Raw genomic sequence first — 19796 nt, forward strand, 5'->3', positions numbered from 1 at the left:
GAAGAAGGCGCATATGTCTCGCATTGGCAAGCGTACTATCGGATGGCTATCGGTGATTCAGCTAGTGCTGTCCTTGGTCATGCTTGACTCACTGTTTCTGAGTCACATATGGCCGGGAAACATCATCCTGCCGTGGCTCTCCACCAACGCCGGATTCTGGTTCGTCGCCGGAACATTTATCTTCACTGGAGTGCTGGCGCTAGTCTGCGGCTTCATCATTCTGTTCCTGCCAACCACCACCAAGACGCTGACCTTAAGTCGGGAAGGCAGCTATAGGCTCACCATCAGCAAGGCCGGAGTCGAACACAGCCTCGACGGCATGGTCTCGCGCGAATACCCTCAACTGGCCAACGCCGAATCACGGGTGCACATCAACCGACGCACGAACAAGGCCAAGGCCTTGGTGGAGGCCACGGTGGTGGAGCCCAATGACGTCAAGGAACTTGAACGGCAGGTTAGCCAGGATGCCGAACGAAATCTGACCAGCATCCTAGGCATCGACGTGGCACATATCACCGTGCGGCTCAACCCCTATCAGCCCGGTGAATCCATTGAGGTGATCTGACATGTTGCAACCCAGGAGCACTATGCGCCCTTATGAACATCCTGAACGTACCACCGAGCTCGGAGAGCCCAAGGAGGCAATCGCATGAACACAACCATGGTCGGAGCGGTGATCGGTTTTCTCATTTCCACGGTATGGATCGCTTTCGGATTCATACCCATGCTCATCGTCCTTGCGTCGACACTCATCGGAGCCGCCGTGGGTCATTGGCTCACTGGCAGGGGGCTTGGCTCCCCACGTAAGGTGGCCACCGCGATTTTGAACAAAATATCAGATTAGGAGGTACCTATCATGGCAACAGCAAACAGCGAACAAGGGACCGGCGAGGTTCAGGGCAAGCTGACATTCGACGATGACGTGATTCGCAAGATAGTTGGCATCACCGCCCAACAGGTGGACGGCATCGTCTCGTTGAACGGGAGCGCACTGGGCGAACTGGCCGACTCCGTGACCAGCGGCACCGATCCGAAGAAGGGCATCAGCGCCAATGTCGGCGAGGAACAGGTTTCGCTGCAAATCAACGCGACCATCCGCTACGGCACCGATGCCAATGCCCTCTTCAAAGAGGTCACCAAGAAGTGCGCCCAGGCCCTCAAACAGATGACAGGCCTCAACCTGGTTCAGTTGGAAATGAACATCGACGACGTGAAGACCAAAGAGGAACTGGAGAAGGCCAATTCCGGCAAGAAGAGCGAGAATTGACGCACATGGCATTGGCATAACGTTACCAGATGCAGAAGTCCCGCAGTTACCGAACTATTTCGTCGGTCACTGCGGGACTTCGCACACTTAACCCATTACTCCCGCACTAACCGACACAATACGCCCATAACAGCGGGGCTTTCACTTAACCCATACCGTAAAACGCAACAAGGGTGTTTCCCACTGCTCATTACAGCAGGAAATACCCTCTTGTTAACTTAAAGCACCTTACTCAGGCACAACCTTCACGGTGAAGGATGCGGAAATCTCCGGATGTAGGGCCACGGTGACGGCGAAGTCGCCGGCGGCCTTGATTGGGGCGACCGTGATGGTCTTGGGATCCACCGCAGCCTTCGATGCCAGAGCCCCGGCGATATCGGCAGGAAACACCACCGAACAGCTTGCCGGAATAGGGCAGCAGAGCCATCTCACGTGCGTTCTTAATGGCACGGGAGATCTCACGCTGCTGCTGGATGTTCACGCCGGTAATGCGACGGGAACGAATCTTGCCGCGATCGGAGACGAACTTGCGAAGCAACGCAACGTCCTTATAATCAATCTCATGGACCTTCGCCGCACTCAGCGGAAACACGACATTGAGCGACGTCTCCGTGAGGATGCCGATAAACGAAAGCATCCCCACCCCGGCGCTGGAGAGCTTGGTCGAAGTGGGGATGCGATTATCCTGAAACTGCGCAAATTCTCCATTCATAGCTGAACCCTGATCATTCTGGCGACGTATTTCGTTCAGTTCTTCCCTTCATGACTTCGGACTGGCCTACGCTGAACTCAGCAACAATAAAAAATTACCCTGAAAATACGCACAGATACCACGTATAAGCCGCACTCGTCCAATGAAATCATATTCTGCACACAACTGAACAGATTATTCAATGGTCCAATCGACGAGGAAGCCGGCAGTCTTTTTCATCCTTTAACTTCTGGCACATTTAGTATAATTGACACCGGTAAGCGTCTCATATTCATTGGAATATGAGACTCATTATCAGAAACGTCAAAATTTGACATTGCCAATCAAGGAGGAATTATGACAGGTCGTTTGGACGGCAAAGTTGCACTCATCACGGGAGCTTCTTCAGGTATTGGGCTTGCTATCGCCAAGCGTTTTGCACAAGAAGGCGCAAAGGTGGCGTTGGCTGATATCAACGAGACCGATGGCGAGAAGGCAGCACAGGAGATCGGCGGCAACGCCATCTTCATCAAGCTCAACGTCACAGAAGAGGATCAGTGGGAAGCGGCCTACAAGCAGGTCATCGAACACTTTGGCAAGGTCAACGTAGCGGTCAACAACGCTGGCATCGGTGACGGCTACAGCGTGGAAGACCTGCCGCTTGACGTTTGGAACAAGGTCATTGGCATCAACGGCACCGGCGTGTTCCTCGGCATCAAGCATGCCGTACGCAACATAAAGAATTATGGAGGCGGCTCCATCATCAACATGAGCTCAATTGAAGGCTTTGTGGGAGCGCCTATGGGCCCGGCCTACAACTTCACCAAGGGCGGCGTGCGCATCCTCACCAAGTCTTCCGCACTCTACTGCGCCGACAACAAGCTGAACATCAGGGTCAACTCCATCCACCCTGGATTCATCCACACTCCGCTGGTTGATGTTTCGCCTGAACTTGTGGCTCAAGAGCAGAAGAAGACCCCACTCGGCCGTCTCGGCCAGCCTGAGGAGATTGCGAACATGGCCGTGTTCCTGGCTTCCGATGAGTCAAGCTACTGCACGGGTGCCGAGTACCTTGTTGATGGCGGCTACACCGCTCAGTGAGCGAAATAGGAAGCGGGATTCCGCACCCCGCGCTTCATGTTGAAGAATCCTGTGGCTTTTGCGATGGACAAGCACAAGCCACAGGATTCTTCCGCTGTGCAGCAGTGTTGAGCAGAATCGTTCGGCATTGCGTAGAAAACCATAGTCAGTTGAACCGTTTCAACCGTGGACGTGGGCATGCCAAATCGACGATGACAGCACTGACATACTCCCACACACACAAAGCGGGAATCCACAAACCAAGGGCGAAAATAAGAAGGTGCCTTCCACCCAGGCAAATGGGTGGAAGGCACCTTACCGAAAGCCCTCGTGAGCTTACTCGGCCACAACCTTCACGGTGAAGGATGCGGAAATCTCCGGATGCAGAGCCACGGTGGCAGCAAAGTCACCGGTGGTCTTGATTGGATCGACCGTGATGGTCTTGGGATCCACGGCAGCCTTCGATGCCAAAGCCTTGGCAATATCGACAGTGGAGACACCGCCGAACAGCTTGCCGGACTCAGAAACCTTGGCACTGATCTCAACGGTGGTACCCTCGATGGCAGCCTTGGCAGCCACGGCGTCTTCACGAGTGGCCACAGCCTTGGCCAGATGTGCACGCTTGATGGCGTCGATCTGAGCTGCCGCACCCTTGCTGTAGGCAAAGCCCAAGCCCTGCGGAATCAGGAAGTTACGGGCGTAGCCAGCCTTGACGTCTACGACATCGCCGGGTTCTCCGAGGTTCGATACGCTTTTGGTGAGAATGATCTTGGTGTTAGCCATGCTTCCCCCCTCAGCGGCCGTTGCCGGAATAGGGCAGCAGAGCCATCTCACGTGCGTTCTTGATGGCACGGGAGATCTCACGCTGCTGCTGGATGTTCACGCCGGTAATGCGACGGGAACGAATCTTGCCGCGATCGGAGACGAACTTGCGAAGCAACGCAACGTCCTTATAATCGATTTCGTGGACCTTTGCCGCACTCAGCGGATTCGGCTTTTTCTTGAATGGTTTGACCGGTGGTTGCGGCCTTTTACGTGACATTTCTTATGTACTCCTTAATAAAACTGATACAACCTGCAGCTATTGAGGCTGCCTGACATCGAGAACCCTAGAATTCACAAATCACCTAGAACTCAGGCTCGTCACTGTCTCCGCCGAATTCAGAGCTTGACCCAAACGAGCCAAAGCCCTCTCCAGACGAAGTGGAAGAGCCCCAAGGATCACTGGCGGGAGCGGCACTCTGACCGCCACCCTGAGCACCTTGTGTAGCTGCTGAAGCGCCTCCCTGGTAGCCGGCTCCTCCTTGGTAGCCGCCGCCGGCGGCGGCTCCGCCCTGGTAGCCTCCGCCCGCATTGCCGTTCTGGAAGCCGCCCCGCGAACCGCCCGAAAAGCCGTTCGACGAGGGCTGGCGCTGCACCTGCGCCGTGGCATACCGCAGACTCGGGCCGATCTCGTCGACCGTCATCTCCACCACCGTCCGGTTCGTGCCGTCGTTCGCCTGGTAGGAGCGCTGCTGCAGCCGCCCGCTGGCGATCACACGCATGCCCTTCGACAGGCTGGACGCGCAGTGGTCCGCCAGATCGCGCCAGGCCGAGCAGCGCATGAACAGCGCGTTGCCGTCCTCCCACTGGCCCGAATTGCGGTTGTACGTCCTCGGGGTCGAGGCGATCGTGAAACTCGCCACGCTCGCCCCGCTGCCGATGGTACGCAACTCCGGATCCGCAGTCAGATTACCGATGATCGTAACCGTCGTCTCACCTGCCATGACCGGCCTCCTTAACAACTTGGAATTCTAAGTAATTTAATTACTTCGCGTCCTTGCGCAGAATCTTGGTGCGCATCACGGAATCATTGAGATTGAGCAAGCGATCAAGCTCGGCGCTGGCAGCCGGCTCACAGCTGTAGTTGACCACGACGTAATTGCCCTCGCTCTTATGATCAATCTCATAGGCGAGCTTGCGACGACCCCAGATATCGGGTTCCTCTACTTTGCCCCCGTCTTTAGTGACGGTTTCCATATACTGATCGGTCAGCTTCTTCAGTGCTCGTTCGTCAAGCTCCGGATCGGCAATGAACATCAGTTCATATTTGTGTGCAGACATCACCCACCTCCTTTGGACTCAAGTCGGCCACGGCATTTCCGCGGCAGGAGTGTGTATGCATGCCACTCAATGCTCCACGTAGTTGCGCGGGCACAAAATGACTTATTAAGTATACCCCGACCTCTGACTGAAGTAGCATACTATTATGCACGCCGGGAAGGATTGCAAATGCGTGTGTTGCCTGCCCGACACGTTGTGAACGGCCTCGAGTATCCTTGAAGACAGAGATATTGGTCAGTATCTTTCCGAATGCGACTGACCTCATGATGTGGAGGAAGGCAGGATATGTCGGCGATTTTGGACGGGACACCTAAAAAACGCATGGCCGTGGTAACTGGTAGGGCCTACCCAGAGCTGGCTGAAGCCACTGCCGAATACCTGGGTTGCGACTTGCTGAAGACCACTGCCTACGACTTCGCCAACGGTGAGATGTACGTTCGGTTCACCCAACCAGTGCGTGGCGCGGATGTGTTCGTGCTGCAAAGCCACACCGACCCCATCAACAAATGGATCATGGAGCAGCTGCTCATGATCGACGCCCTGAAGCGCGCCTCAGCTCGTTCCATCACCGTCGTCGCGCCGTTCCTCGGCTATTCCCGCCAAGACAAGAAGGGCCAGGGCCGAGAACCCATTACCGCACGATTGATATTCGACCTCTTCTACACAGCCGGCGCCGACCGCATCATGACGGTAGACCTGCACGCCTCCCAGGAGCAGGGTTTCTTCAACGGGCCGGTGGACCACCTCACGGCCATGCCTATATTGCTCGATTACGTCCGCGGCTCAATGCCGCTGGACAACACAACCATCGTCTCCCCCGACGCCGGCCGTATCAAGGTCTCTGAACGCTGGGCGGCCAAGCTCGGCGGGCTGCCATTGGCCTTCATCCACAAGACCCGTGATGTGACGCGCCCCAACCACGCCGAGGCCCATGGCATCATCGGTGATGTCGACGGCCGTGACTGCGTGGTTGTAGACGACATGATCGACACTGCCGGAACCATCTGCGAGGCGGTACGCACGCTCAATGAGGCCGGGGCAAAATCCGTCACCCTCGTAGCCACCCACGGCCTGCTTTCCGGCCCAGCCGTCGAACGGCTCAAAGGCTGCGGGGCCCGCGAGATCGTACTCATGGACACCGTGCCGGTACCTGAATCCAAGCGACTTCCGAACATGACTGTGCTTTCCTGCGCACCGCTGCTGGCGGCGGGCATACGCTCGGTCTTCGAATCCGGCTCGGTAAGCGGGCTCATGGACGGTCTGCCCGAAGACATGAAACCGCGCAGCATGTACGCACGGTAAACATACCTTCATAGCATATTTCACGATTTAGGCATGCCGCTTTATCCAAGTATACTTTTTCTAAACAGCATTATGCACTTTGCTTGATGTTTTGCAATTTATAAAAGTTATCCTGTGAAAATGGCCCTATCTGATATAAGTATGCCCAGATATCCCTTATTAACAGAGCCATATCTAATATGTACGCGGGAACGGGATAAAGCGCAGAAGCGAGTACGTTTCGGACACAAATCTTCGCGCTGGCGACCAAAACATACATAGTTTAATGAATCGTCATCCATACTGTGTACAATCCTGCCACAACGTCCATCCTGCTCAGAAAGTACATATAACGAGAGCGGAGAACGGTGCCATCATCTCAACGAAAAATCGGATCTTCGACGATAATGAAGCCGTCTAAGATCCGATTGCTTTTGTCAATCCTCTACGAGATTCACGCACCCATAAGCAGGAAGATGACCATGGAGAGGATGAAGGTAACAACCACACCTGCGAGCATAGGCACGCCGGTACAACGCACGAGATAGAGAGGAGCATTTTTGGTGGTGCCCAAGACAATCACGATGACCGCCGAAACCGAGGAGACAGCGCACAACAGATTTCCACACAGACCCATCGGAATCAAAACAGCAAGCATGTTGATGCCAGCAGCTGCAGCCAACAGCTCGACAGCACCGTACGCCACCCGCACATCTTCGCCCAAATAGGTCAGAGGCTCCAATGCCTTCGCTGTGGCCACCTCGATGCCCACGTTGCCTGAAACAGGGTCGCGCCTGGCTCTGTACACAGAGAACTGAGGAAAACATAAAAGTGTGTACGCTTTCGGACGCAAATCACATCGATTCCGTTCGAAAGCGTACACACTTCATGGAAATCAAGCCTCAAGTACGCACATCGTGAGGCCCAATGGACCTTACATCACTCGGAAACCTCTTGCACGCTCTGCTTGGAATTGAAGTTCTTGCGCAGCAGAATGAACAACACGAATGAAACCAGAGCAGCAGCGGCCATGATCCAGAACATGTTCGAAGTCGTTGCCTCGATGCCCTTCTTGGCACCGAACAGACCGGCCTTGCCCATGGAAGGGTTGACCATCAACGCCGAATAAACGGCCATACCGATGGAAGCCGAGGTGTTCATGACCAGGTCGAGGATGCCGATTCCACGGCCGTTCTCCTCAACAGGGAGCACATTGGCGGCTGCGTCGTAGATTGGCGTATATACAGCGGTGATGCCAGCGATGAAGATGCATGCGAGCACCGTGAGCAGCCAGAAGCCGGACTTGATGAAGATGGCGGAACCAGCGAAGCCGATGATCATCATCAGTGAGGCGATGGTCATGGTGGCCTTATGACCAATCTTGTTGATGACCGGACCGGAGAATATGCCGACGCAGGTGGCGACAATGTAGACCACCGTCAGGCACAACGAAACCGTGGTAAGCGAAACATGGTAGATCTGATCGCCGATGACGTTGTAGATCGGCACACAGGCGAAGTTGAAGAGGTAGTACACCAACTGCAGCAGAACCATGCCCATGAACTTGCCATTCATGATGAACTTCTTGCTTAGGAACGGATGGCTGGAGAACATGACCCACAGCGCGAAGACGATGACCGCCACGACGATGCCGACGATGAACCAGACGTTCGGGAAGGAGAAGTAGATGGCAATCAGAGCGGCGAAGATGGCGAAGATGGCAATGCCTATATAGTCCATCTTCTCACCCTTGGAGCTGATATCAGGAGTGTTCTTGACAATCAGCGGGATGAAGAAGATAGAAAGGGCAGGGACGAGGAAGAGGTACTTCCAGTCGAAGGACGTGATGAAGCCGCCGGCGAAGACGCCGATTGCCGCGGCAAGGTAATAGACCGCATTGAACAGGCCAAGATACACGGCCTTCTCGCTGTCTTTGAGGTACTTCACCGTCATCACGAGGAAGACCGAACCCTCAACCTGGGCACCCGCCACCTGAATGATACGGGCCGCAAGCACAACCCAGAAGTTGGATGCACCAAAGAAACCGAGTAAGCTGCCGATGACAAGCGCGCTCACACCGAAGATGGTGATGCGCTTGGGCGAGATGAAATCACAGAGGGTGCCATAGAGCATGCAGACCACGCCGAGCACGATGCCTGGAAGCGTGCTGATGAGCGATGCACTCTGAGACATGCCCAAGGAATCACCAATGTTCTGATAGACGAGGTTGAACGCCTGAATCATCAGGGTGCCCAGCGTAAACACGATAAGCAGCGCAGGCAGCGCCTTCTTGGTCTTGGCGCGGTTGACTTCGAAATCCGAGTCCTCCGCAGTGGTTGAATTACCCATGTTGAGTGGTTCCTTTTCTCCTATGTTAAATGTCTAGTTTATATATGAAGGCGAATCAGCCGACCGTCTTCACGAGCTTGAGCAGCCGATTCATGAAACGCTCAGTGAAGCGCTCAGCGTCAACGGCAAGGGCCACCTTAGTGTTCTTCGTGCTGCTAATCAGACGAGTCGGATCGCCAATGGTGCGGCCGATGCTCGGACCTTCCGTCTCCACCTGCAGGTTGCAGGGGAAGGTGGTGACCAAGCTCGGATCGATGGCCACTGCCGCAGCAAGCGGATCATGGAGATTGCACAGGCCCGGGTTCGCCGGATCGTCCTTCTCGCTCACGCCAATGTAGTAGTCGGTCATATCAGCAAGGAACTTGCCGCTCACCGTGCCGGTAGCACGCAGTTTGGCGGTGTCTTCGCGACTCATACGCGCCTGCATCGTCACATCGAGACCCACCATGGTGATATCCGCATCGGAGGAGAACATCTTGTTGGAGGCGATCGGGTCCTGGCCCATGTTCGCTTCCTGCCACGGATTGCAGTTACCCGGTTGGGTCAGACTGCCGCCCATGAGCACGATGTGGATCTTGGAGATGACGTCCGGAGCCTTTTCGAAGACAGCCGCGATGGTGGTAGAAGCGCCTGTGGGAACCACAACCAAGTCATCACCGTACTTACGCACGGAATCGATGATGAAATCAACCGCTGAAACATCGCTGGCCTCGCGATCGGTCTGCGCAGGAATCTCAATGTTGCCGGTGCCATTCTCTCCGTGGTAGACCATCCACTCCGGTTTGAATGAATCCTTACCAGTCGGGAAAGCGACACCCTTGAAGACCGGTATGTCTTCCCTATTGAACATCTTCAACAGACGCAGATCGTTGCTGACGCCTTGTTCCAGAACCACGTTTCCATAAGTGCCAGTCACACCAATAAGCTCGGCATCGTCAGATCCAAGAACGTAGGACATTGCAAGCGTGTCATCGATGCCTGTGTCAAGATCCAGAATGATTTTCTTCGCCATTGCAAGCTCCTTCTGCTCCTAATTACGGCCAGTGACTCCAGAAAACAAATTCTTGATGCAGCATGACAACTTGCAACAGCAAAAAACAGCTCTCCGGACCAGTGATGATAAAACGTTAAATCATCACATTGGCATAAATGATAAAGCGTTATATCAACTTTGTCAAATGGCCATCCACTCCAAAGATGCTGCCACTCATGACGACACGCCGCAGAAGAGCTATAAAGACAACGTTTGGCAGAAATTGTGATAAAACGCTTTATCATAGGTAAGCTTATCATATCTGAAGGTAATTTAGCATGTGAAGAAGGTGCAATCAATGAACAATTCCCTTTCGCTGCTCGGCGGCATCAACGGAACCGTCAGCATTGTCGGTTCGATGAATGCTGACTACACCGTCACCACGCCTCGTCTTCCCGATCCGGGAGAAACCATCACCGGCGGTCAACTAGTGATTCTGCCAGGCGGCAAGTCCGGCAATCAGGCCGCCGCGGCCGCACGCATCGGCGCCAAAGTGACCATGTTCGGCGCGGTGGGCAGTGATGCCAACGCGGATTTCCTGCTGAGCAAGCTGGCCGACGCCAGTGTGGACACCACCCACGTGCTCCACGCCGAAGGTGCCAGCGGCACCACTGTGATCACTGTCGACGACAACGGTGAGAACACCATCGTCTATTCGCCGGGTTCCAACTCTCTGGTGAGCATGGATTACATCAACTCCCAGCGCGCAGCATTGCTGGAGTCCTCGGTGCTCGGTCTGTGCTTGGAAAGCCCGATGGAGACGGTGACCGAAACCGCCAAGATGTGCCACGAAGCCGGAGTGAAGGTGCTGCTCAACGATTCTCCCTTCAAGGCCACGCTGCCTCAGGAACTCATCGACTACTGCGACATCCTGTTGGTCAACGAACACGAAATGGCACAGCTGCTTGGCATCGACCGACCCTTGGATGGAGACTGGCTGAATGCCGACTGGAAGGCCATTGCCTCGCAGATGAAGCGGTTCGGCTTCGAAGAATCGATCGTGACGCTCGGAGGAGAAGGGTCCATGGTGCTGGGTACGGGCGGCACTTACGAGCACATCCCCTCGGCAAAGATCCAAGCCAAAGACACCACTGGCTGCGGCGATGCCTTCATGGGCACCGTATTGGCAGGGCTCGCATCCGGCTACGCCTTGGAAGACAGCGCATCCTTGGGCTCCTACGTTGCCGGATACGCTGCCACCGGCTACGGCGCCCAGGCCTCATACGGCTCGGCTGAGCAAATCCGCAAGTTCTTCGACGCGCGGTAATTCATACTTCTCCTGTGTAACATTGCAAATGAAAACGGCCTGCGGCAACGTGGGTCATTTTCGTTTCTACGGCCCCAACCTATCCAACTTGACCCATCTGACTGACTCAGATGTACGCAATTCGCACTGTTCATAAGCCAAGTGAGTACGATTCGGCCATATTTCAGCCTTATCATGACTGAAACGTACACAGTAAGATCCTCTCCTGAGATCAATGGGTACGATTCGGTCACAACCGGGCGAGGCGTATGATTGTTTTGTCGGGCAGTCGATTTGAACCCCGGACCACAGTTGCACGTCGATGAACACGCAGCAGCACGAATGCGCGATCGCACACACAGCGAGGACGAATTAACAGATGAAACATAGGACAACGCTGAAAGACATAGCACGCGAGGCAAAGGTCTCAGTCACGTCCGTTTCACTTGTGCTGAATAATCGCCCGACCCGTATTACGGCTGAAAAGCGCCAACTGATAATCGACACGGCAAGGCGTCTCCATTATGTTGCCAACCAGACCGCACGAAGTCTTGTGACGAATCAATCGATGCTGTTGGCCCTCTTGGTGCCTGACATCGAGAACATGTTTTTCGCCTCGTTCTCTAAAGCACTTGAGGACGTGAGCCGCAGCGAAGGGTACTCGCTGATTGTGGCGAATTCAGACGATTCCCAATCCAACGAATTAACGCTGTTGCACCAGTTCGAGGCTCGCGGAGTAGACGGTCTGTACCTCATTCCCTCGGCGCAGTCCGTGCAACAACCACAGCAACTGCGCAATACGGTAGAATCGCTGGGGTTCCCCACCATCATTGCAGACCGCAAAGTGGGCAATCAGTGGTGCGATTCGGTGCGCTCTGACAATTTCGCCGGAGGAAGAATTGCGGCTCAGACGTTGGTTGCCAACGGGCACACACGACTTGCGTGTATCTGCCAAAACAACGAAAATACCGCCGCAAGGGCCAATCCAGATGCCAGTGATCTTCTTTCATCGACCGAGAACGGCAGAACGCCCAAACCTATGAACATACGCAGCTTCGACGCTCGACATGCCGGTTTCCTTGCCGGGCTAGACGAAGCCGGACTTGCACTCAGACCTGAATTGGACTGCTCAGGGAACTACAGATTCTCAGGTGGTTACAACGCGGCAGATCACATCATTGACTCAGATGCCACTGCTGTGTTCTGTGCCAACGATCTTATGGCTTTGGGCTTCATACAACGAATGAGGGAACGCGGGCTGGAATGCCCCAATGACTGCTCCGTAATCGGTTACGATAATGTATTGAGTCGATACGGACTGGCTGTACAGCTCACCACGTTGGATCAGAATATCGGCTCATTGGCATCAACCTGCCATACGCTGATGATGGACAGATTGAGTAGTTCCGCCTCTTCGCAGGAATGGCTTTCACACCCAAAAGAGCACCTCATCAAACCAAAGCTGGTGAAGCTTGGAACTGTGGCATCAATCCGCTGAGGCAAACAGCTTCATTCGATACAGCCAATTTCTACTAGGGCCAGTAAATTGCAATCGGCACGTAGCCGCCAGGGTGAGAAGTGTTAGCCGATGCCGCAATGCAATAAACACTGGCCTATATCAGAAGACTCTCGGCGACACCTACATATCAAAAATCTCCACCGACATTCAAATCGATGGAGACTTTATAAACCGTTTACAGTATTACGTTTCACGCAGCTACTCGCTGAATCTTACCTGCCTTAAGGCATTTGACGCACACGCGGACACGACGATTCTCACCGTTGATCGTGGTATGGACGGTCTGAAGATTCGGAGCAAACGTACGCTTATTGCGAATATGTGAATGCGAAACTGTGAAACCGGTACGCGGTCCCTTGCCGCACACTGCGCAACGAGCTGTCATCATGACTCCCTAATCTATCTTAGCTATTGACTTGCAAGTCTAGTCTCATCATGGCGCGAGGTACATTCCGAGACGCAACTATTAATTATACAACTTCAGTTCGCCTGACACTCCGACAGCTAAAAGTTCCACAGCGATTTCGCCGATAGCATCTTATTTCAACTGACGCAAAACGACACGCCGATGAAAAAACTAGAGCATTTTGCGAATATGGTGCAGATTTGTTCTCTGGGCTCAAACTTTTTAAATTTATTTGCATAAAGATGCTATACGGTTAGTCATACATTGTGAAATTGACCGATATTGTATACACACAATAGGTTTGACTATCTAATAGCAATCGTTCGAAAAGAACCACCACCTCTATCTTTTCGCTCGACTATCACATTCTTCAGGTAAAATATGTATCATTGTTAGGTTAAGGCGGTGTCATTTACGGGGGAAGAGAGCAGACATGTCGAGACCAAGACAAAACTCGAACCAGCTGTCAGCGGTCAATCGTATGGAGGATGCCTTCTGGGAGCTTCTTGCGGCAAACAGCTATATCAGAATGACAGTTACCGATATTGTTGACAAGGCATCGGTCAATCGAAACTCATTTTATTATCATTATGACAAGCTTTCCGATCTGGCTAGAACCGCTATCGAGGATGCTGTAGAAGGCGTGGCCAAAGCCATGCCTGAATTGGTCGACGATCCGACTGAATCATGGCGACACATAGTGGCGCAGGTGTTGGGAACACCTGAAAATAGTATTCATATCGATCATTTAGCATTGGTTGTCAGCCCAAACGGCAATCCTGATCTGTTACGGTACCTGCGCGACGCAATCCGCAATTCCTTCATCAAAGGTCAGCATCTGGACTCGCATAATCTTTCGCTGACGTCTGACATGCTTCTGGAATTTTCAACTGGTGGTTTAATTTCCCTCATCAGCATTTGGCCACGAATCTCGAAGACCGTACCTTTGGATCAACTGGTGACCATCGATGCCGCTGTGCTCGCACGAACGTTGTATCTCTCAATCTCAAATAAAAGCATGCCTGACTTTTGGATCAATCTGTTCAAATCCACGATGCAGAATCATGAACATCGTCAAACTAATTACACCCTGGCTGACGGCAGTGATGAAGATTTTCGAAACCAGGTTCAGGCTTTGCTGGATAGGACAAACGCGAACCGCAAACAATCCAGCCAACCCAACCCCTACAGCCCCTCTCCATACCATGAGTCCGATCACTATTGGAACAACAACTACCATATGGATTCGGGTGGGCCGGACAGATATGAACCGTCCGGTTCCCGGCACAACGATGCCGGGAACCCCTCGACCCATTCCGATGGCGGCAACGACAAAACCGGACGCGATGTGCACAACAATCCGAATATATGGCCTCAGCATGATGGCGATGAATCGTACAGCCAATAGGACCTGCAACAAATAACGTCTAGTATTTTATAGGCACGGCACATGGTCGCCAATCTTGTGGTTGCCAGCGCTTCACGGTGCAATTCCTGTGCTGCCATGAAGATATTTGCCTGGTGGCAGCACAGATTCACATTCTGGCTTCATTCCATCAATGCATGAATACGGCAGCGATTGTCATGATGCCGAGTACTGCCACTGCGACCACGACACCAGAGTTCCCCAACACAATCTTGGCCCTGCTTCCACGGGGAAGTTCATTTGGAGTCTTGTAGAATTTCAATTTTTTGTAATTGACCATGCAGAGAATGATTCCTGCAAAGAACATCACAATATTGAACACACCCAGCAACAAGTAGCCGAACACCACGGGCCCACCCGTAGCCAGCGCGGTCTGCATCCGGGAGAACTGGCCACTGTCGATATCGTTCATGATTGTTTGGCTCATACCTGCAGTAAACAACTCCGGAAGCGCGCCGCCAAAGACGTTGAAGAGCATATGCAAGGCGACTGTGTAGCGTAACTTGCCGGTGCGCACATAGATATAGCCCAGCATCATCCCCAGCACAGTGGCATAGAAGAACTGATAGAGATTGGTGTGGTACAGCCCGAACGCCAAGGAAGAAAACAGGATGGCCGTCACCTCGCCATACTGCTGCGTATGGTCGATGATGAGCTTTCTGAAGAACAACTCTTCAAATATCGGAGCGAGGACGACCGTGAACAATATGCTCACCCACAGGCTGCTGCTAGTGAGAGAATCATCCAATCGGTTGGTGGCCTGGCCGCCGGAAAGCATGGACGAAAGGAACGAGCCCACAAAGGATCCGATTTGGGCCACAGGGAAGATGATGACGAAGAACTGCAAAAACTCTGTGGGCCTCATGCCCGACTGATGCCGTTTTACTTTGGGCAGGTCTCGGAACAGCAACAGAGCAAGCGGCATGGCCACCAAATAGAGGCACAGGCTGCTCAACACCGTTTCCATATCACCCTCTTTCATCCCCAGCCCCACCAGCCCCTGGCCAAAGCCGCGAATGAGTTCGGATGCAAGGATGTTCCACAGGAGTATGGTGATGACCAGAGCCCAGCCGATCCTGGAGAACAGGGCTCGGTGCTTTTTCAGAAATCGCACGTAAGCAGGCGTCTTGACCTTGTATACCCGAGAGGCACCAGGTGCCGGATAAGGCTGCGGAGCGTAAGGCATAGGTTGGTACCCCTGCGGTTGGTAGGGCTGCGGTGGGTACTGCTGAGCATATGGCATAGGGCTCTGCGTATAACCTGGCTGAACATAGGGAGGCTGGGGATATTGCCCGGCCCAAGGGCTGTAATTCCCTTGCGGGCCATATGGCTGGCCATAATACATCTGCTGATTTGGATAGCTTTGACCATAGGAATTCGGGCCCGCCGGATACGATCGATCAGCACCGACAGCAGTGGGCGGAACCGGGTTCACCCGCTCAGACGAATTTGGCGCACCCTGGTCTACAGGCCGATTGTGAGTGAGTGGCTCCGTGAGTGGCCTAGGCTGCAAAGGCAACCCAGCAGATGCCGGCTCCTGCTTATTCCTATGCTCCTCTGGACGCGACGAACCGGCAAACAGCCAATCATTCTTCTCGTCATATGGAGCATCCAGCGGAAGGCCCGAATGCTGCGGATAAGAATCGCCCCCAGAAGCCTCGGCACCCTTCGATGCCATTGGCCGCTCTTGGCTCCCCGGCTCCGTTTGGCCACGATGCATGTCATCGTCCATATCAGTCCTCCACCTTCACAACGAATCACACGTCATTGCGAGCGCATGACCAGCACCAACCGTCAATTTGCTACAGTGCTCTACTGTATTACACCATCCAACAACTTGCCAATGAGCTCACTATAGCTCACACCGCTGGCCTCCCAAGCCTTGGGATACATGGAAATGGGAGTAAATCCAGGCATCGTGTTGATTTCGTTGACAATGACCTGCCCACTCTTGGTAACAAACGTATCGACGCGGCTCAAGCCGGCACCATCCACCGCTTTGAACGCCTTCACAGCGACTTGCTGGACCTTGTCCAACACCACGTCAGGCAAATCAGCGGGAACCTGCACATGCGAGGCCTTGGAGTCGGTGTATTTGCTGTTGAAGTCATAGAACTGATCTTCACCGTCATCTTTAAGGTCGAGCACAATCTCGCCAGGAAGCGCGGATTTCGGCTCACTCTCAGCGTTCGGCGCCAACACAGCGCATTCGATTTCGCGGGCATCCACACCCTCTTCCACCAGCACCTTCCAGTCATGCTTGGATGCCTCCAGCAGCGCGGCGGCGAGCTCGTGCACATCGCCATCATGCTCAATCTTGGAAACGCCGAAACTCGAACCTGCCCGAGAAGGCTTGACAAACAGGGGGTACTTCAGACGAGCCCTGCGGATCCGACGCACCACCGCCTGCGCATCGCCCCGGAAACCGTCATCAGCATTGAACGCGCGCGTATCCACGGTGATCCATGGCGCCACAGGAATGCCAGCAGCCTCAAGCAACGTCTTGGTGAAGTGCTTATCCATGCAGGCAGACGAAGCAAACACACCGCAACCGACATAAGGCAAGCCCATCATCTCAAGCAGCCCCTGAACGGTGCCATCCTCACCATAAGGGCCATGCAGCACGGGAAACACGGCGTCAATATAACCCAAGGATGTGAGCGTACCATCGTCTTCACGCACATAGAAACCATTGGGCCCCTGGGCCATGTCAAGCACCACCGAGCGTGAATCTTCCGCCGTGACCTCGGGCATTGTGGTGGCCGACGAACCGTTCTCGCCCATGCCTTGAACATTCGCATTGCCGGCGTCAGCGCCAACACCGAGCGAGTAGGTGCGCGGATCGACCGGGCTCATCACCCATTCCCCCGCCTTGGTGATTCCTATGGGCACCGGCTCAAAACGGTCCGTATCCATCGCGCTCAAGACACCGGCAACAGACACACATGATATTGAATGCTCGTCTGCTTTTCCCCCATACAAGACCACAACACGTTTCCTACGCATACCGCTCCTCCGCCATCGTACCGGCGGATTCATGCGGCACAATGGAAATCAATGCTTCAAAGTATTCAGGCACTGCCGAACAATATCGGAAGGCTAAACACCCGGTTCTGTACACAAACATACCAAGATGCATCTTCAATTCGCGTTTGGGCGGGTCAGACTCATGGATGACTGCCATTCCGACCGCATGTTCAGGGTCAGTTGGGCCTACTCCTCATCGACTTGCGCGCCATCACCCAACAAATCAGACAACATCTGTCTGCAACTGCGACCCTCATGCAGCACTCGGCTCATGGCAGCCGCCAAAGGCGTGGGAACATGGAGCCTCCGGCCCATCTCAACCACGGCATCGGTGGTTGGCACACCCTCAGCCACACCGTTGCTGGCCTCGGTGGCCTCCTCGACACTCATGCCCTTGCCAAGGTTGGAGCCAAACGTATAGTTCCTGCTCAGCGGCGAGCCACACGTGGCAATCAAATCGCCAACGCCTGCCAAACCGCAAAACGTCTTCGCACTGGCCCCGGACGCCACACCCAAGGCCGTCAGCTCGGCAAGCCCACGCGTCTCAACCGTGGCAGCGGTGTTTTCCCCATAACCTGCGCCATGCACCATGCCCACAGCGAGCGCAACGACGTTCTTGAGCGATCCGCACATCTCCACGCCCACCACATCGGTGGAAACAAAAGCGCGGAAATATGGGGTGGCGCAGGCCCTGGCCACCATACGAGCCACTGCGAGATCTGCACAGGCCACCACAGTGGCGCTCGGCTCGCGAGCGGCCACCTCACGGCTCAGGTTCGGGCCGGAAACGGCAACGAACCGATTTTGTGGGAGTCCAAGAGCCTCGCAGACCGCCTCGTCCATACGCTTGCCGGTGGTGCGCTCAATGCCTTTCATCAAGGAGACCACAACCGCATTCTTGGCGATGATGTCCCTGAACGGTGCCAATGCCTCACGCGCATGCTGGGCAGCAATGGCGACAACCACTATCTGGGCGCCCTTCACAGCCTCTTCCCGGTCCCCTGCGGCCAACATGTTATCTGGCAGATGCTCCACGCTGGGCAGGCGCACGTCGTTACGATGCTCCTCCTTAATGCACCGAACGATTTCCGGTTCTCTGGCCCACATCATGACGTTGTTGCCGGCATCAGCCAGCACCTGGCCAAACGCGGTGCCCCAAGCCCCGGCTCCCAGGACGGTTACTTTCATCTTCTTGGCATTTTCGGCTGCTTCGACCATCGTTCCTCCAAATTTCCAAGCTGCGTTGCTCAACACTGTACCAATACTCTACCTGCGCAACACCGATCGCGAATCACACGCCTGATTCAACCATGCTATCTCTAGATACGTCAAAACCATGATCGCCGACAACGTCATGGTTGCTGCCAGCAAGGGCGTGTTCACCATCAAGGCCGCCATTCCGGTCCAAAATCCGTAAATCCGTGCGCCGAGGTTTGCGACTCATCGTGGGATAATCCCAATACCCCTCCGCCGGCGGCTGTTCACCGCGAATCTCAGCCATCAACGCCTCCAACCGTTCACGGATGCGCGTGATGAGTTCCTTCACGAGTTCCATCGGAGGCTCCGCACCCCACTGGTCGATTCCGGTCAACAAATCGGAATAGTCCAATGGCTCATCAAAGCACATCACAACATTATTGCGGGGCCAGGGGAACCATTGGTTGATGCTTGCAGCCCCCCACGTCGCCGAGCAGAACAGAGGTACCTGGTAGCCCAGTCTGCGGGAAGACTCCAACGCAATGATGCCTATGCCGTCTTTAAGGCTCATCGGCCATTTGAGTGGGTCTCGGGTCAGTGTACCTTCTGGCCAGATAGTGAGGGGCCGGCCCGATGTGAGAATATGAATCGACTCTTCCTCAATGCTTTTGGCCTCGCCCGAAGAGCGCGGAACCGACTGCATGCCTACCAGTTGAAACCACTTGCCGATGATGGGCCAATGGGCCATCTCTGCCTTGGCCATGTACCTTGGGCGACGGCCCATATGGAACAATGCGGACATCGGCACGAACACGTCGTACATCGTCACATGTGTGGATGCCGTAATGAACGGCCCCATCCTAGGCACCCGATCGAGTCCCCAGGCACGCACCTTGCTACGGGTACGAAGCATGATAGAAATGGCCTCAAGCAAGCGACCCGTAGCCTTGGGGTTCTGTGCATCAATCTCGGCCTGGTTGGGACGCACCTCACCGGTTGGGTAATACCTGGTGGAATCCACGAGGTGATGCCGCTTTGCCAAATAGGCGACTTGCTCGTCACTGAGTGGGTTTACAGCGCTGCCGGGAGAAGGTTTTCCTTTGGAAGTCATGTGTCCATTGTGCCGCGGGGCTTGGAAGAGTGCCATCAACTACCCACCAAGCCCTTGAAG

General features: G+C 54.4%; 21 protein-coding genes and 2 pseudogenes. 9 read left to right on the top strand and 14 right to left on the bottom strand.

Going from position 1 to position 19796, the window contains the following annotated elements:
- Nucleotides 1-13 precede the first annotated feature (13 nt).
- The 3 genes from amaP to ACSYSS_RS07105 all read left to right on the top strand — a co-directional run bounded on the left by amaP (nt 14) and on the right by ACSYSS_RS07105 (nt 1267).
- Nucleotides 14-565: an alkaline shock response membrane anchor protein AmaP gene (amaP, locus tag ACSYSS_RS07095; RefSeq protein WP_491703325.1), complete on the top strand. Its 552-nt coding sequence runs from the start codon at nt 14-16 to the stop codon at nt 563-565.
- A gap of 84 nt (nt 566-649) precedes the next feature.
- Nucleotides 650-844 (top strand): DUF2273 domain-containing protein, encoded by a 195-nt coding sequence (locus tag ACSYSS_RS07100; protein ID WP_491703326.1) that lies wholly within the window; start codon nt 650-652, stop codon nt 842-844.
- A gap of 12 nt (nt 845-856) precedes the next feature.
- The gene (locus ACSYSS_RS07105) at nt 857-1267 is read left to right on the top strand and encodes an Asp23/Gls24 family envelope stress response protein (RefSeq protein ID WP_491703327.1); all 411 of its coding nucleotides are present in this window, start codon (nt 857-859) and stop codon (nt 1265-1267) included.
- A gap of 228 nt (nt 1268-1495) precedes the next feature.
- Here the strand turns inward: ACSYSS_RS07105 and ACSYSS_RS07110 are convergent.
- Together ACSYSS_RS07110 and rpsR (ACSYSS_RS07115) are read right to left on the bottom strand one after the other, a co-directional pair.
- Nucleotides 1496-1676 (bottom strand): annotated as a pseudogene (locus ACSYSS_RS07110) (50S ribosomal L9 C-terminal domain-containing protein); the annotation flags it as partial.
- Nucleotides 1674-1904: pseudogene (rpsR, locus tag ACSYSS_RS07115) on the bottom strand (30S ribosomal protein S18); the annotation flags it as partial. The pseudogenes ACSYSS_RS07110 and rpsR (ACSYSS_RS07115), both read right to left, overlap by 3 nt.
- Before the next feature lie 411 nt (nt 1905-2315).
- Here rpsR (ACSYSS_RS07115) and ACSYSS_RS07120 point away from each other — a divergent pair.
- Nucleotides 2316-3059, top strand: a complete 744-nt coding sequence (locus ACSYSS_RS07120; protein WP_491703328.1) for a glucose 1-dehydrogenase — start codon at nt 2316-2318, stop codon at nt 3057-3059.
- A gap of 315 nt (nt 3060-3374) precedes the next feature.
- Here ACSYSS_RS07120 and rplI read toward each other — a convergent pair whose 3' ends face one another.
- The 4 genes from rplI to rpsF form a co-directional block, all read right to left on the bottom strand.
- Nucleotides 3375-3821: a 50S ribosomal protein L9 gene (gene rplI, locus ACSYSS_RS07125; protein ID WP_491703329.1), complete on the bottom strand. Its 447-nt coding sequence runs from the start codon at nt 3819-3821 to the stop codon at nt 3375-3377.
- Between the two features lie 10 nt (nt 3822-3831).
- The gene (rpsR, locus tag ACSYSS_RS07130; protein ID WP_491703330.1) at nt 3832-4080 is read right to left on the bottom strand and encodes a 30S ribosomal protein S18; all 249 of its coding nucleotides are present in this window, start codon (nt 4078-4080) and stop codon (nt 3832-3834) included.
- A gap of 85 nt (nt 4081-4165) precedes the next feature.
- Nucleotides 4166-4804: a single-stranded DNA-binding protein gene (locus ACSYSS_RS07135; RefSeq protein WP_491703331.1), complete on the bottom strand. Its 639-nt coding sequence runs from the start codon at nt 4802-4804 to the stop codon at nt 4166-4168.
- A gap of 40 nt (nt 4805-4844) precedes the next feature.
- Nucleotides 4845-5141, bottom strand: coding sequence for a 30S ribosomal protein S6 (rpsF, locus tag ACSYSS_RS07140; protein ID WP_491703332.1), 297 nt, complete (start codon nt 5139-5141; stop codon nt 4845-4847).
- A 285-nt stretch (nt 5142-5426) separates the two neighbouring features.
- Between rpsF and ACSYSS_RS07145 the strand changes: the two genes are divergently transcribed.
- Nucleotides 5427-6443, top strand: a complete 1017-nt coding sequence (locus ACSYSS_RS07145) for a ribose-phosphate diphosphokinase (RefSeq protein ID WP_491703333.1) — start codon at nt 5427-5429, stop codon at nt 6441-6443.
- A gap of 433 nt (nt 6444-6876) precedes the next feature.
- On the opposite strand, the gene ACSYSS_RS07150 is transcribed toward ACSYSS_RS07145, so the two are convergent.
- The 3 genes from ACSYSS_RS07150 to ACSYSS_RS07160 all read right to left on the bottom strand — a co-directional run bounded on the left by ACSYSS_RS07150 (nt 6877) and on the right by ACSYSS_RS07160 (nt 9783).
- Nucleotides 6877-7230, bottom strand: coding sequence for a hypothetical protein (locus ACSYSS_RS07150; protein WP_491703334.1), 354 nt, complete (start codon nt 7228-7230; stop codon nt 6877-6879).
- 131 nt (nt 7231-7361) lie between these two features.
- Nucleotides 7362-8771: an MFS transporter gene (locus tag ACSYSS_RS07155; protein WP_491703335.1), complete on the bottom strand. Its 1410-nt coding sequence runs from the start codon at nt 8769-8771 to the stop codon at nt 7362-7364.
- Between the two features lie 55 nt (nt 8772-8826).
- Complete coding sequence (locus tag ACSYSS_RS07160; RefSeq protein ID WP_491703336.1) at nt 8827-9783, bottom strand: nucleoside hydrolase; 957 nt, start codon at nt 9781-9783, stop codon at nt 8827-8829.
- Nucleotides 9784-9838: 55 nt separating this feature from the next.
- On the opposite strand from ACSYSS_RS07160, the gene ACSYSS_RS07165 reads away from it, so the two are divergent.
- From ACSYSS_RS07165 to ACSYSS_RS07175, 3 genes are all read left to right on the top strand, one after another.
- Entirely contained in the window at nt 9839-10033 is a 195-nt protein-coding gene (locus ACSYSS_RS07165) for a hypothetical protein (protein ID WP_491703337.1), read from the top strand.
- A 69-nt stretch (nt 10034-10102) separates the two neighbouring features.
- Entirely contained in the window at nt 10103-11071 is a 969-nt protein-coding gene (locus ACSYSS_RS07170) for a ribokinase (RefSeq protein WP_491703338.1), read from the top strand.
- A gap of 358 nt (nt 11072-11429) precedes the next feature.
- Entirely contained in the window at nt 11430-12548 is a 1119-nt protein-coding gene (locus ACSYSS_RS07175; RefSeq protein WP_491703339.1) for a LacI family DNA-binding transcriptional regulator, read from the top strand.
- Nucleotides 12549-12759: 211 nt separating this feature from the next.
- On the opposite strand, the gene rpmB is transcribed toward ACSYSS_RS07175, so the two are convergent.
- Nucleotides 12760-12954: a 50S ribosomal protein L28 gene (gene rpmB, locus ACSYSS_RS07180; protein ID WP_491704271.1), complete on the bottom strand. Its 195-nt coding sequence runs from the start codon at nt 12952-12954 to the stop codon at nt 12760-12762.
- A 502-nt stretch (nt 12955-13456) separates the two neighbouring features.
- Between rpmB and ACSYSS_RS07185 the strand changes: the two genes are divergently transcribed.
- The gene (locus ACSYSS_RS07185) at nt 13457-14383 is read left to right on the top strand and encodes a TetR/AcrR family transcriptional regulator (RefSeq protein WP_491703340.1); all 927 of its coding nucleotides are present in this window, start codon (nt 13457-13459) and stop codon (nt 14381-14383) included.
- Between the two features lie 148 nt (nt 14384-14531).
- Here ACSYSS_RS07185 and ACSYSS_RS07190 read toward each other — a convergent pair whose 3' ends face one another.
- The 4 genes from ACSYSS_RS07190 to ACSYSS_RS07205 form a co-directional block, all read right to left on the bottom strand.
- Nucleotides 14532-16133, bottom strand: a complete 1602-nt coding sequence (locus ACSYSS_RS07190) for a CPBP family intramembrane glutamic endopeptidase (RefSeq protein ID WP_491703341.1) — start codon at nt 16131-16133, stop codon at nt 14532-14534.
- Nucleotides 16134-16213: 80 nt separating this feature from the next.
- Nucleotides 16214-17407, bottom strand: coding sequence for a D-alanine--D-alanine ligase family protein (locus ACSYSS_RS07195; RefSeq protein ID WP_491703342.1), 1194 nt, complete (start codon nt 17405-17407; stop codon nt 16214-16216).
- Between the two features lie 207 nt (nt 17408-17614).
- Entirely contained in the window at nt 17615-18616 is a 1002-nt protein-coding gene (locus tag ACSYSS_RS07200; protein WP_491704272.1) for an NAD(P)H-dependent glycerol-3-phosphate dehydrogenase, read from the bottom strand.
- Between the two features lie 103 nt (nt 18617-18719).
- Nucleotides 18720-19736: a lysophospholipid acyltransferase family protein gene (locus ACSYSS_RS07205; protein WP_491703343.1), complete on the bottom strand. Its 1017-nt coding sequence runs from the start codon at nt 19734-19736 to the stop codon at nt 18720-18722.
- Nucleotides 19737-19796: the final 60 nt, after the last annotated feature.

This window comes from Bifidobacterium sp. ESL1118 (assembly GCF_058505595.1).

Excerpts from the sequence above, each read along its gene's own strand:
- amaP (WP_491703325.1), top strand. The coding sequence starts at position 14 with ATGTCTCGCATTGGCAAGCGTACTATCGGATGGCTATCGGTGATTCAG.
- rpsR (WP_491703330.1), bottom strand. The coding sequence starts at position 4,080 with ATGTCACGTAAAAGGCCGCAACCACCGGTCAAACCATTCAAGAAAAAG.
- ACSYSS_RS07160 (WP_491703336.1), bottom strand. The coding sequence starts at position 9,783 with ATGGCGAAGAAAATCATTCTGGATCTTGACACAGGCATCGATGACACG.
- ACSYSS_RS07120 (WP_491703328.1), top strand. The coding sequence starts at position 2,316 with ATGACAGGTCGTTTGGACGGCAAAGTTGCACTCATCACGGGAGCTTCT.
- ACSYSS_RS07135 (WP_491703331.1), bottom strand. The coding sequence starts at position 4,804 with ATGGCAGGTGAGACGACGGTTACGATCATCGGTAATCTGACTGCGGAT.
- ACSYSS_RS07105 (WP_491703327.1), top strand. The coding sequence starts at position 857 with ATGGCAACAGCAAACAGCGAACAAGGGACCGGCGAGGTTCAGGGCAAG.
- ACSYSS_RS07170 (WP_491703338.1), top strand. The coding sequence starts at position 10,103 with ATGAACAATTCCCTTTCGCTGCTCGGCGGCATCAACGGAACCGTCAGC.
- ACSYSS_RS07185 (WP_491703340.1), top strand. The coding sequence starts at position 13,457 with ATGGAGGATGCCTTCTGGGAGCTTCTTGCGGCAAACAGCTATATCAGA.
- ACSYSS_RS07155 (WP_491703335.1), bottom strand. The coding sequence starts at position 8,771 with ATGGGTAATTCAACCACTGCGGAGGACTCGGATTTCGAAGTCAACCGC.
- ACSYSS_RS07200 (WP_491704272.1), bottom strand. The coding sequence starts at position 18,616 with ATGAAAGTAACCGTCCTGGGAGCCGGGGCTTGGGGCACCGCGTTTGGC.
- ACSYSS_RS07205 (WP_491703343.1), bottom strand. The coding sequence starts at position 19,736 with ATGACTTCCAAAGGAAAACCTTCTCCCGGCAGCGCTGTAAACCCACTC.
- ACSYSS_RS07175 (WP_491703339.1), top strand. The coding sequence starts at position 11,430 with ATGAAACATAGGACAACGCTGAAAGACATAGCACGCGAGGCAAAGGTC.
- ACSYSS_RS07190 (WP_491703341.1), bottom strand. The coding sequence starts at position 16,133 with ATGGACGATGACATGCATCGTGGCCAAACGGAGCCGGGGAGCCAAGAG.
- ACSYSS_RS07145 (WP_491703333.1), top strand. The coding sequence starts at position 5,427 with ATGTCGGCGATTTTGGACGGGACACCTAAAAAACGCATGGCCGTGGTA.
- ACSYSS_RS07165 (WP_491703337.1), top strand. The coding sequence starts at position 9,839 with ATGCAGCATGACAACTTGCAACAGCAAAAAACAGCTCTCCGGACCAGT.
- rplI (WP_491703329.1), bottom strand. The coding sequence starts at position 3,821 with ATGGCTAACACCAAGATCATTCTCACCAAAAGCGTATCGAACCTCGGA.
- ACSYSS_RS07195 (WP_491703342.1), bottom strand. The coding sequence starts at position 17,407 with ATGCGTAGGAAACGTGTTGTGGTCTTGTATGGGGGAAAAGCAGACGAG.
- ACSYSS_RS07100 (WP_491703326.1), top strand. The coding sequence starts at position 650 with ATGAACACAACCATGGTCGGAGCGGTGATCGGTTTTCTCATTTCCACG.
- rpmB (WP_491704271.1), bottom strand. The coding sequence starts at position 12,954 with ATGACAGCTCGTTGCGCAGTGTGCGGCAAGGGACCGCGTACCGGTTTC.
- rpsF (WP_491703332.1), bottom strand. The coding sequence starts at position 5,141 with ATGTCTGCACACAAATATGAACTGATGTTCATTGCCGATCCGGAGCTT.